Annotated in this window: 10 protein-coding genes and 1 pseudogene; 9 read left to right on the top strand and 2 right to left on the bottom strand. The window is 73.5% G+C overall.

The window, feature by feature from the left end:
* The 6 genes and pseudogenes from ACME2J_RS20885 to uvsE form a co-directional block, all read left to right on the top strand.
* Nucleotides 1-261 (top strand): annotated as a pseudogene (locus ACME2J_RS20885) (hypothetical protein); the annotation flags it as partial.
* Nucleotides 262-268: 7 nt separating this feature from the next.
* Complete coding sequence (locus tag ACME2J_RS20880) at nt 269-1,747, top strand: complex I subunit 4 family protein (RefSeq protein WP_495546881.1); 1,479 nt, start codon at nt 269-271, stop codon at nt 1,745-1,747.
* A gap of 3 nt (nt 1,748-1,750) precedes the next feature.
* Nucleotides 1,751-3,244, top strand: coding sequence for an NADH-quinone oxidoreductase subunit N (locus ACME2J_RS20875; RefSeq protein ID WP_495546880.1), 1,494 nt, complete (start codon nt 1,751-1,753; stop codon nt 3,242-3,244).
* 81 nt (nt 3,245-3,325) lie between these two features.
* Entirely contained in the window at nt 3,326-3,985 is a 660-nt protein-coding gene (locus ACME2J_RS20870) for a peroxiredoxin (protein ID WP_495546879.1), read from the top strand.
* Between the two features lie 72 nt (nt 3,986-4,057).
* Nucleotides 4,058-5,053 (top strand): SDR family NAD(P)-dependent oxidoreductase, encoded by a 996-nt coding sequence (locus ACME2J_RS20865; protein WP_495546878.1) that lies wholly within the window; start codon nt 4,058-4,060, stop codon nt 5,051-5,053.
* A gap of 3 nt (nt 5,054-5,056) precedes the next feature.
* The gene (gene uvsE, locus ACME2J_RS20860) at nt 5,057-6,058 is read left to right on the top strand and encodes a UV DNA damage repair endonuclease UvsE (protein ID WP_495546877.1); all 1,002 of its coding nucleotides are present in this window, start codon (nt 5,057-5,059) and stop codon (nt 6,056-6,058) included.
* Here the strand turns inward: uvsE and ACME2J_RS20855 are convergent.
* Complete coding sequence (locus ACME2J_RS20855; protein ID WP_495546876.1) at nt 6,012-6,626, bottom strand: TetR/AcrR family transcriptional regulator; 615 nt, start codon at nt 6,624-6,626, stop codon at nt 6,012-6,014. The genes uvsE and ACME2J_RS20855 overlap by 47 nt on opposite strands.
* Nucleotides 6,627-6,739: 113 nt before the next feature.
* On the opposite strand from ACME2J_RS20855, the gene ACME2J_RS20850 reads away from it, so the two are divergent.
* Nucleotides 6,740-8,020, top strand: a complete 1,281-nt coding sequence (locus ACME2J_RS20850; protein ID WP_495546875.1) for a lipid-transfer protein — start codon at nt 6,740-6,742, stop codon at nt 8,018-8,020.
* A 96-nt stretch (nt 8,021-8,116) separates the two neighbouring features.
* The gene (locus ACME2J_RS20845; protein ID WP_495546874.1) at nt 8,117-8,998 is read left to right on the top strand and encodes a YihY/virulence factor BrkB family protein; all 882 of its coding nucleotides are present in this window, start codon (nt 8,117-8,119) and stop codon (nt 8,996-8,998) included.
* 44 nt (nt 8,999-9,042) lie between these two features.
* Here the strand turns inward: ACME2J_RS20845 and ACME2J_RS20840 are convergent, their stop codons facing one another.
* Nucleotides 9,043-10,713 carry a glutamate synthase-related protein gene (locus ACME2J_RS20840; RefSeq protein WP_495546873.1) on the bottom strand — a complete coding sequence of 557 codons (1,671 nt, stop codon included), beginning with the start codon at nt 10,711-10,713 and terminating at the stop codon, nt 9,043-9,045.
* A gap of 115 nt (nt 10,714-10,828) precedes the next feature.
* Here ACME2J_RS20840 and ACME2J_RS20835 point away from each other — a divergent pair.
* Nucleotides 10,829-11,048 (top strand): hypothetical protein (locus tag ACME2J_RS20835; protein ID WP_495546872.1); only part of this gene is annotated, 220 nt, incomplete at its 3' end.

The following is an 11,048-nucleotide window of genomic DNA, read 5'->3' as shown; positions in this document are numbered from 1 at the left end:
CTCGCCGCCGCGATCGACGCGCTCGCCGTCGACCGGGCCGTCGACGGCGCCGCGCGCGGGACCGTCCACGCGGCCGGCGCGAGCGACGCGATCGAGCGCCGCGGGATCGACGCGGCCGTCGACGGCCTCGCGCGCCTCGTCGGCCGCGGCGGCGGCGAGACGCGACGGCTCCACGCCGGCCGCCTCCACGAGTACCTCCGCGACACGGCGCTCGGCCTCGCCGCCGTCGCCGTCCTCATCGTCCTCGCCGCCGTCCTCTGAGGTCCGGATGCCCCTGCTCACGCTCGCCGTCGCCGTCCCCCTCGTGCTCGCCGCGGTCCTCGCCGTGCTCCCGGCCCGGTGGCCGCGCGCGCCGTTCTTCGTCGCGCTCGCGGGCGTCGTCGTCCCGATCGCGTGCATCGCGGGCACGTGGGCGAGGTTCGACTCGGGCGACGGCCTGCAGCTCGTCGAGGAGGCCGCGTGGATCCCGAGCCTCGACGTCGCCTGGCGGCTCGCGGTCGACGGCATGTCGCTCGCGCTGGCCGGGCTCACCGTGGTGCTCTTCCTCGCCGCGCTCGTCCACGGCGTCGGGCCGCGGCCGCTCACGCGCGCGGCGGCGGCGCTCCTGCTGCTCCTCGAGGGCGCGACGCTCGCGTTCTTCCTCGCGCAGGACTTCTTCCTCTTCTACGTCGCGTTCGACGTGACGCTCGTCGCGATGTACTTCCTCATCGCGCTGTGGGGCGAGGAGCACCGCCGGTACGCGGCGCTGAAGTTCCTGCTCTACACGCTCGTCGGCTCGCTCCCCGTCCTCCTCGGGATCCTCGGGCTCGTCCTCGCCGCCGACCCGCACACGTTCGACATGCGCGTCCTCGCCGAGGAGGAGCCGATCGCCGGGGCGGGCACCGGCGCGACGCTCGCCTTCCTCGCGTTCTTCGTCGGCTTCGCGATCAAGACGCCCGTCGTCCCGTTCCACACCTGGCTCCCCGCCGCGCACGTCGAGGCGCCGACCGCCGGGAGCGTCCTCCTCGCCGGGGTCCTCCTGAAGATGGGGACCTACGGGCTCGTCCGCGTCAACCTCCAGATGCTCCCCGACGCGTTCGCCGAGTACGCGCTCCCCGTCGCGCTGCTCGGCCTCGTGAGCGCCGTCTACGGGGCCCTCGTCGCCCTTGCGCAGACCGACCTCAAGCGCCTCGTCGCCTACACGTCGGTGAACCACATGGGCTACGTCGTCATCGGCGTCGCGGCGGCCGCAGCGACGGGCGTGACCGCGGAGGCGCGCGACCTCGCCGTCGACGGCGCCGTGCTCCAGATGGTCGCGCACGGGCTCGTCACGGGTGCGCTCTTCCTCATCGCCGGCGTCGTGCAGCAGCACGCCGGGACGCGCGACCTCGGCGCGCTCGGCGGCCTCGCGCGGCCGATGCCCCTCCTCGCCGCCCTCACCGCGCTCGCGTTCTTCGCATCCCTCGGCCTCCCCGGTCTCGCCCAGTTCCCCGCGGAGCTGCAGATCCTGCTCGGGACCTTCGACGTCTGGCCCGCGGTGGCGGCTCTCGTCCCGCTCGGCATCGTCATCACCGCGGGCCTCTTCCTGCGCGCCTTCCAGGCGGCGTTCCTCGGCGAGACGCCGTCGCGGCTCTCGTCCCTGGCCGACCTCCGCGGTCGCGACCTCGCGGCGCTCGGCCTGCTCTCGGCCCTCGTCGTCGCCGTCGGCGTCTACCCGCGGATCGTCCTCGACGTCATCGACTCGGGCGCCTGGCTCCTCGGGGGCTGACCGATGACGCCGAACGGCGGCACCCTCCAGGAGGCGAAGCGCGCGGAGCGCATGATGGTCGAGGAGCTCCCGCAGCTCCTCCCCATCGGCGCCCTCACTCTCGCGGCGATCGGCGCCGTCGTCCTCGCGCTCTTCCTCCCCCGTGGCCGCCAGCGCCTCGTGGGGGCCTTCGTCGCCGCTCTCCACCTCGTGGCGGCGGGTCTCGCCGCGGTCGTGTGGCTCGAGCGCGGGTTCGCGATCGTCATGTCCGGCACGATCGCGGTGGACGGCCTCGCCCTCGCGCTCACCGGCGTCGTCGGGGTGGCGGGCGCGACCTGCGTCGCCCTCCTGCGTCCCGTCGTCGCGGGCACCGACCGGGAGGGCGAGCTCTACGCGCTCGTCGCCGCCTCCTCGCTCGCCGCCGTCGTCCTCGGCTCGGCGTCCGACGCGGCGCTCCTCGCGATCTCGCTCGGCCTCCTCGGCCTCACCTCGTTCGTCATGACCGGCTATCTGCGCGGCTCCCCGCGCGCGAACGAGGCGTCGATCAAGTACTACGTCTACGGGACCGTGAGCGGGGCGCTCATGGTCTACGGGCTCAGCTGGTGGTTCGGCATGGCCGGGTCGACGTCGTTCGCCGCGATCGGCGGGGCGCTGCCCGACGCGCCGACGGCGGCCGTGGCGGCGTCGACGGCGCTCGTCGTCGCGGGCCTCGGCTACAAGGCCGCGCTCGTGCCCTTCCACTTCTGGGCGCCCGACACCTACGAGGGCGCCCCGCTGCCCGTCGCGGCCTATCTCTCGGTCGTCCCCAAGGTCGCGGGGCTCGTCGCGCTCGGCCGCGTGCTCGAGACGGCGCTGCCCGACGGGACGGCGGGCTGGCCGACCGCGATCGCGGTCGTCGCCGCGGCGACGATGACGCTCGGCAACCTCGCCGCGCTCGCCCAGAGCGACGCCGTGCGGCTCCTCGCGTACTCGTCGATCGCGCAGTCCGGGTACCTCCTCATGGGCGTCGCCGCGCTCGAGGGCTCCGATCTCGCTCTCCCCGCGCTCGTCTACTACGTCATCGCGTACGCCGCGATGAACCTCGCCGCGTTCGCCGTCGTGCTCGCCGTCCAGCGCGAGGGCGGGGCCGTCGACCTCGGCGCGTTCGCCGGGCTGGGGCGCCGGCACCCCTGGTGGACCGCCGCGCTCGCCGTGAGCGTCCTCTCGCTCTTCGGCCTGCCGCCGCTGGCGGGCTTCGTCGGCAAGCTCGAGGTGTTCGAGGCGGCGATCGACGCCGACCAGGCGTGGCTCGCGGTCGTCGCGATCCTCAACACCGTCGTCTCGCTCGTCTACTACCTGCGGCTCCTCGCCCCCGCCGTGCTGGATGCGCCCGCGGCGGGGGCCCCTCCCGCACCGCGACGGCTCGCCTCGCCGCTCGCCGCGGGCCTCGGCGTCGCCGCCGTCGCCACGGTCGCCTTCGGGGTCGCCGCCGAGCCGCTCCTCGACCTTGCGCGCGATGCGACGATGCTCGGGGCCTGAGTCCTGCGCTCGACCCGCGTATGCTTGAAAGCCGATCAACTACTACTGATTTACACGAACGGCACCAACGGAAGGACGAAGATGAGTCTCACCATCGGCGACGTGGCCCCCGACTTCGAGGCGGAGACGACCGAGGGCAGGATCCGCTTCCACGACTGGATCGGCGACAGCTGGGCGATCCTCTTCTCGCACCCGCGTGACTTCACGCCGATCTGCACGACCGAGCTCGGCTACATGGCGAGCATCAAGCCCGAGTTCGACCGTCGCGGCGTGAAGATCATCGGCCTCTCGGTCGACCCGATCGACAACCACGACAAGTGGGCGGCGGACATCGAGAGCTCGCAGGGCGCGAAGGTCAACTTCCCGATGATCGGCGACACGGACTTCGCGATCGCGAAGGCCTACGGGATGCTCCCCGCCGACGTCGGCGGCGATCCGACCGAGCGCACGCCCGCCCAGAACGCGACGCTGCGCAACGTCTTCGTCATCGGCCCGGACAAGACGATCAAGCTCGTCCTCATCTACCCGATGACGACCGGCCGCAACTTCGACGAGATCCTCCGCGTCGTGGACTCGCTGCAGCTCACCGCGACGGAGCAGCTCGCGACCCCGGCGCAGTGGGAACCGGGCGACGACGCGATCATCGCCGGCTCGGTCTCCGACGAGCAGGCGAAGGAGCGCTACCCGGACGGCTGGGAGCAGCCGCTGCCGTACATGCGCATCGTCCCGACCGAGAAGTAGCCCGACCCGACCCTGGCGCGCGCGACCCCGCCGGTCGCGCGTCGCCCGGGCGACGCCGGGTATCCGAGCGGCATGGACGTCTCCAAGACCGTCGACACCGCCCTCGATCGCTCGATCGCCCTCGGGTACGGCAACGTCGGGCTCGCCGTCCGCCGCCGCCTGCCCGGCTGGCCGGACGACCCGCCGCGCATGGACGGCCGCGTCGTCGTCGTGACCGGGGCGGCCTCGGGCATCGGCCTCGCGGCCACGCGCGGCTTCGCGCGGCTCGGGGCGACCGTCCGCGGCGTCGTGCGCTCCGAGGAGCGCGCCGACGATCTGCGACGCCTCGTCGCCGACGACGGTCCCGAGGTCGCCGAGCGCGTGCGGCCGGTGGTCGCCGACGTGAGCAGCCTGCGGTCGATCCGCGGCCTCGCCCGCCGGCTCGAGGCCGACCACGACCGCATCGACGTCCTCGTCAACAACGCCGGCGTCATGCCCGACGAGCGCGAGACGAGCGAGGACGGCGTCGAGCTCACGTTCGCCACCCACGTCCTCGGCCCGTACGTCCTCGCGAACGAGCTCGCGGGGCTGCTGGCGAAGAGCGACCCGGGCCGCATCATCAACGTCACCTCGGGCGGCATGTACGGCCAGTCGCTGCCGGCCGACGACCTCGAGACGCTGCGCGACGACTACGGCCCGAAGAAGGTCTACGCCCGCACGAAGCGCGCCGAGATGATCCTCACCGAGCAGCTCGCCGACCTCTACGCGGGTAAGGACCCGGAGCGGCCCGAGATCGTCGTCCACGCGATGCATCCCGGCTGGGCGGACACGAAGGGCGTCCGCGGGTGGATGCCGGTGTTCCGCGTGCTCACCCGGCCGATCATCCGCTCGCCCGAGGCGGGCGCCGACACGATCGTGTGGCTCGGCGGCGCGCCCGAGGCGGCGCGGTCGACGGGGCGGCTGTGGCACGACCGGCGCTCGCGCCCGACGCACCTCCTCGGCAGGACGCGGGAGAGCGACGACGACCGCCGCGCGCTGCGCGAGGCGCTCGAGGCGATGGCGAGCACCGAGGTCGGCGCCGGCCGCTGAGCCGTGGCGATCCGCCTCGGCTTCGCCGTCAAGGTCCTCGGGGCCGGCGGCCTCCCCTCCCACGACACGCGGCGCCGGCAGTCGGGCCCGCACCTCTCGACGTCGCTGGGGTACCTCGAGGCGATCCTCACGTACCTCGACGACGTCGACGTCCGCGTCTACCGGATGGCGACCGGCCTCGCGCCCTACGCGTCGCATCCGGACCATCCGGAGCTGCGCGATCAGCCCGCGCGGTGCGCCGAGCGGCTCGCGGAGGTCGGCAGGCGCGCGCGTGACCTCGGGCTGCGGCTCACGACGCATCCCGGCCAGTACACCGTGCTCAACTCCGAGGACGCCCGCGTCCAGCGCCTCGCCGCCGATGAGCTCGAGGTGCAGGCGGAGATCATGGACGGGATGGGGCTCGGTCCCGACTCCGTCGTCGTCCTCCACGTCGGCGGCGCGGCGGGCGGGCGCGACGCCGCCCTGGATCGCTTCGAGCGCGGCTTCGAGCTCCTCTCCGAGGCGGCGCGGGCGCGGCTCGTCGTCGAGAACGACGACCGGTCCTTCGGGCTCGGCGACGTCCTCGAGCTCGCCCGGCGGATCGGCCGGCCGGTCGTCTGGGACGTCCTGCACCACCACTGCCACGACCCCGACGACGTCCCGGACGACGAGGCCCTCGCTCGCGCCATGGCGACCTGGCCGGAGGGGACGCGACCGAAGGTGCACTTCTCGACCGGCCGCACCGACGTCGAGGAGCGCCGGAGGAAGGTGGGACGGCGCGTCGAGCGATCTCTCGCCCTCCCCTCCCCGCGGGCCCACGCCGATCTCGTCGACCCGGTCGCGTTCGAGTGGTTCCTCCGCGGGCCGGCGGACGGTCGCGAGCTCGACGTCATGCTCGAGGCGAAGGCGAAGGACCTCGCGCTCCTGCGACTCCGCGACCAGCTCGCGGCACGGGGCTTCGCGTGGTCGGACGGCGGGCTCAGCGCGCCGCGGAGCGCGGTGCCGGCTCGAGCAGGACGTCGATGAGGCGATCGCGCGCGAACTCCCACTGCCGACGCACCGCCGACGGCGGGTGGCGCAGGAGCCCGAGCATCGCGTAGCCGCGGGCGGTGCTGATCGCCATCGCCCAGCGGCGGTCGATCTCGCTCGGCGGCGCGTCGATGCCCGCGAGGATGCCCCGCCCGATCTGCTGGATCTCCCGGCCGAGCCGCTCCTCGGCGGCCTCGATCGCCTCCGCGAGCTGCGCGCTCTCCCGGGCGCCGAGGCTCAGCTCGAGCGTCGCGGCGAAGAGCGGGCCGGAGTAGTTGGTGAACATGATGTCGAGGAAGCCGGCGAGGTCCTCGCGCCCGGACACCTCCTCCGCGGTCGCCGCCAGCTCCCCGAGCTGCCGGCGGGCGAGCTGGTCGACCGCCTCGACGAGGAGATCGTCCTTCGACGCGAAGTGGTGCTGCTGGGCCCCGCGCGACACCCTGGCGCGCTTCGCCACGTTCGCCGTCGTGAGACGCGCGTAGCCGCGCTCGAGGAGCTCCTCGACGGCGGCGTCGAGGAGCGTCTGGCGGGTGACGAGGGCGCGCTGCTGCTTGGGCTCGGGCACGGTCGCCCGGCACGGTACCGCAAAAACAATCGGCACTGCCGATTTTGCGCTACGCTGCCCCCACGGCGGGGGCTGCGGGCCGTCGCCGCCAACCACTGCGAAGGAGCACGAGGATGAGCAACCGCACGTACGTCGTGGGCGTCGGCATGACGAAGTTCGAGAAGCCGGGGACGAAGGAGGGCGGCTACCCCGACTGGGCCAAGGAGGCGGGCGAGGCCGCGCTCGCGGACGCCGGCATCTCCTACGACAAGGTCGAGCAGGCCTTCACCGGCTACGTCTACGGCGACTCGACGTCGGGCCAGCGCGCTCTCTACACGCTCGGCCTCACGGGCATCCCCGTCGTCAACGTCAACAACAACTGCTCGACGGGCTCGAGCGCGCTCTACCTCGCGCGGCAGGCCGTCCGCCACGGCGCCGCCGACTGCGCGCTCGCGCTCGGCTTCGAGCAGATGGAGATGGGCTCGCTGTCGATGAAGTTCGCCCAGCACGCGAACCCCATGGAGCGCCACCTCGAGCGCATGTCGCAGATCCGCGCCCCCGAGGAGAGCCCCTTCGCGCCGCAGATGTTCGGCAACGCCGGACGCGATCACATGGCGAAGTACGGCTCGACGCCGGACCACTACGCGTGGATCGGCTGGAAGAACCACAAGCACTCGGTCAACAACCCCTACGCGCAGTTCCAGGACGAGTACACGCTCGACGAGATCAAGGGCGCGCGCGTCATCCACGAGCCCCTCACGAAGCTCCAGTGCTCGCCGACCTCGGACGGCAGCGGCTGCGCGATCATCGCCTCCGAGCGCTTCGTCGAGGAGAACGACCTCTGGGACCGCGCGATCGAGATCCGCGGCCAGGCGCTCGTCACCGACCTCGGGAACACGTTCGACGACGACACCGACTGCATCCGCCTCGTCGGCTACGACATGTCCGCGACCGCGGCGCAGCGCGCCTACGAGGAGGCGCAGATCGGCGCCGACGAGGTCGACGTCTGCGAGCTGCACGACTGCTTCAGCGCGAACGAGCTCATCACCTACGAGGCGCTCGGCTTCGCCGAGAAGGGCGAGGGCCACACGCTCGTCGAGCGCGAAGCGACGACCTACGGCGGCGACGGCCCGGTCGTCAACCCGTCGGGCGGCCTCATCTCGAAGGGCCACCCCCTCGGCGCGACGGGTCTCGCCCAGTGCTCCGAGCTCGTCTGGCAGCTCCGCGGCCAGGCCGACGAGCGCCAGGTCGTGAGGGGTGCCGGAGGTCGCTCGCTGACGCCTGAGGAGGCGGCGGCAGGCGACGCGACCGCAGGCGGGTCCCCTGATCGCCGTCCGGCGAAGGTCGCCGTCCAGCACAACATCGGGCTCGGCGGCGCGGCCGTCGTCACGGTGTACGCGCCGCCGCAGCGCTGAGCACAGCCCTCTTCGCGTCTCGTTCCTCAGATCTGGGGAACGAGACGCGAGGCCCGGGCCGCCGCGGACCCCGTCGCGATGGGTAGGAGGAGGCTCATGCGTCGCGACTCGAAGCGAGGGCAGGCCGTCCGCGTCGTGCGCGCGACGGTCGAGCGCTTCGCCGAGCAGGACCTCCTCACCTACGCGAGCGCGGTCGCCTTCCGCGTGCTGTACTCGCTCCTCCCGCTCGGGCTCGCGGCCCTCGCGCTCCTCGGCTTCCTCGGCCTCGAGGACGTGTGGACCGAGAGCATCGGACCGGACGTCGAGGCCGAGATCGACGCCGATCTCTTCTCCCTCATCGACGAGACCGCGCTGTCGATCCTCGGCGAGCGCCGGACGCTCTGGCTCACCTTCGGGATGACCTTCGCCGTCTGGGAGGTCTCGAGCGCCGTCCGCGCGGTGAGCGGGCCGCTCAACGAGATGCAGGGCGACGAGGAGCGCCGGTCGGCGCGTCGCCGGATCGCCGTCTCGATCGGCGCCGCCCTCCTCATCACGCCCCTCCTCGTCCTCGCGGTGCTGAGCGTCACGCTCGGGCACCGCGTCACCGAGCCGCTCGAGCTCGGAGGCCCCGCGGGGGCGGCGACGTTCGCGGTGCGCTGGGGAGCCACCCTCCTCGCCATGCTCGTCGTCGTCGCCGTCGTGCTGCGGTTCGCCCCGAGCCGGCCGCGCCGCCGCCGCTGGAACAGCCTCGGCCCGCTGCTCGTCGTCGGGTCGTGGCTCGTCGCCTCGCTCGTCTTCGCCCTCTACCTGCGCGAGGTCGCCGACTACGCGTCGGTCTACGGCGGTCTCGCCTCGGTCATCGTGGTCTTCGGCTACATCTACCTGCTCGCCATCCTGTTCTTCGCCGGCGTCCAGGCGGACGACGTCGTCCACGAGCACGTCGCAGGCGGCGTCGACGCCGAGATCCCGCGTCTCCTGGACGGCCGAGCGGGAGGCTGAGTCCCGGGCGCCACGCGTCGGGGAGCGTGGCCCCGCCGTCGGGGTCAGTCGCCCGCGGCGGCGCCCCCGCCCGCACCCGACGGATCGGGCAGCGGCGCGTCGCGCGACCCGGGCTCGCTGCCGTCACCCGGCACCGGGCCGACCTCCGGGCCGGGGACCCGCTTGGGCGCGCCGACGTCGACGAGCGACTCGAGCTCGCGGCGGCGGCCGTCGTCCGGCCGGCGCCACTCCGGGTGGTAGCCGAACACCTCGCGGACCGTCGCCGCGCGATAGCGGTCCGTGACGATCTCGATGTCGTCGGGCGAGACGAGCGAGGGATGCGGGACGCCGAGGGAGCGGCTGAGCGCGAGGATCTCGCCGCGCAGCGCGCGGACGTAGTTGGCGGCGCGCGCCGACTTGAGGTCCGGGTCAAGCCCGCGCATGAGCCAGCGGCTCTGCGTGGCGACGCCCGTGGGGCAGCTCCCGGTGTGGCACCGCAGCGCCTGGATGCAGCCGACCGCGAGCATCGCCTCCCGGCCGACGTTGATCATGTCGCAGCCGAGGGAGAAGGCGAAGAGGGCGCTGTCGGGAAGCCCGAGGCGCCCCGCCCCGATGAAGACGACGTCGTCCGCGAGCCCCGCTTCGGCGAACGCCTCGTAGACGCGCGCGAAGCCGACGCGGAAGGGCAGCGCGACGTGGTCGGAGAACGCGAGCGGCGCGGCGCCGGTCCCGCCCTCGCCGCCGTCGATCGTCACGAAGTCGGGTCCTGCGCCCGTCGCGGCCATCCGCGCCGCGAGCTGCGGCCAGAACGCGTCCGCGCCGACCGCTCCCTTCACCCCGACGGGGAGGCCGGTCTCCTCGGCGAGGTGCTCGACGAAGGCGATGAGGCCGTCGACGTCGGAGAACGCGGAGTGACTCGGCGGGCTGATGCAGTCCTCGCCCTGGCGGACGCCGCGGATCCGGGCGATCTCCTCGGTCACCTTCTCGCCGGGCAGCATCCCGCCGAGCCCCGGCTTCGCTCCCTGCGAGAGCTTGATCTCGAGCGCGCGCACCGGCGCCTCCTCGAGGCGCTCCTTCAGACGCGCGAGGCTGAACGAGCCGTCCTCGTCACGGCACCCGAAGTACCCGGTGCCGATCTGGAAGACGAGCTCGCCGCCGTGCAGGTGGGAGCGCGCGAGCCCGCCCTCGCCGATGTTGTGGAGACAGGGCGCGAGGGCGGCGCCGCGGTTGAGGGCCTCGACCGCGACCGGCGAGAGCGAGCCGTAGCTCATCCCCGAGAGGTTGACGACGGAGCCCGGGCGGAACGCGCGGCGACGGCCGCGGGCCCCGCCGAGCACCTTCCCGGCTGGGATGAGGAACTCGGGCCCGCTGCCCGTCCCTCCCGGCGGCGGCGAGGGGACGGGGAACGGGCCGTGCTTGAGCACGGTGAGGCCGGAGACGTCGTCCATCTCGTTGTCGGTCCCGAACCCGAACGTGCTCGGCTCGCCCTTGGCCGAGGCGTACACCCAGCGACGCTGGTCTCGCGAGAAGGGGCGCTCCTCGTCGTTGTCGGACACGATGTACTGCCGCAGCTCGGGCCCGATGCTCTCGAGCGCGTAGCGCGCGTGCCCGATGACGGGGTAGTTGCGGAGGATCGCGTGCCGGCGCTGCAGGAGGTCGCGGACGGCGAGGCCGGCGACGGCACCCGCTCCGGCGAGCGCCGACCACCGGCCGAGAGACGACGGACGACGGGTCATGACCGGCTGTCACCGGTCCGGCGCGCGGGCAAACGCGGGGCCGGTTCGGCCCTGGACGGCGCACGGCGGCTCTGCGAGGGTCGCGCAACGGGTTCCCAGCCGAGGAGGCGATGAGATGTCCCATGACGTGGACGACCTGCGACGCAGGCTCGAGGCGACCGAGGCGCGCCTCGAAGAGCTCGAGCGGCCTGGACGGAAGGGAGGTCGCCGAGAGCCCGGCCGCACGAGATCGGTCGTCGTCGCGAGCGTCATCCTCGGGCTGATCGTCGCGCCGCTGGGCGTCGCGGCGACGGGGGACGTGCTGCGTGAGGGGGTGCGCAACGGCACGACCTCGC

The sequence above is a fragment of the Paraconexibacter sp. genome, assembly GCF_059438195.1.
The sequence above is the reverse complement of the archived record's forward strand: the minus strand, read 5'-3'. Positions and strand labels throughout refer to the sequence as shown.

Coding starts and splice junctions, on each gene's coding strand:
- ACME2J_RS20845 (WP_495546874.1), top strand. CDS start 8,117: ATGCGTCGCGACTCGAAGCGAGGGCAGGCCGTCCGCGTCGTGCGCGCG.
- ACME2J_RS20850 (WP_495546875.1), top strand. CDS start 6,740: ATGAGCAACCGCACGTACGTCGTGGGCGTCGGCATGACGAAGTTCGAG.
- ACME2J_RS20870 (WP_495546879.1), top strand. CDS start 3,326: ATGAGTCTCACCATCGGCGACGTGGCCCCCGACTTCGAGGCGGAGACG.
- ACME2J_RS20840 (WP_495546873.1), bottom strand. CDS start 10,713: ATGACCCGTCGTCCGTCGTCTCTCGGCCGGTGGTCGGCGCTCGCCGGA.
- ACME2J_RS20865 (WP_495546878.1), top strand. CDS start 4,058: ATGGACGTCTCCAAGACCGTCGACACCGCCCTCGATCGCTCGATCGCC.
- ACME2J_RS20875 (WP_495546880.1), top strand. CDS start 1,751: ATGACGCCGAACGGCGGCACCCTCCAGGAGGCGAAGCGCGCGGAGCGC.
- ACME2J_RS20880 (WP_495546881.1), top strand. CDS start 269: ATGCCCCTGCTCACGCTCGCCGTCGCCGTCCCCCTCGTGCTCGCCGCG.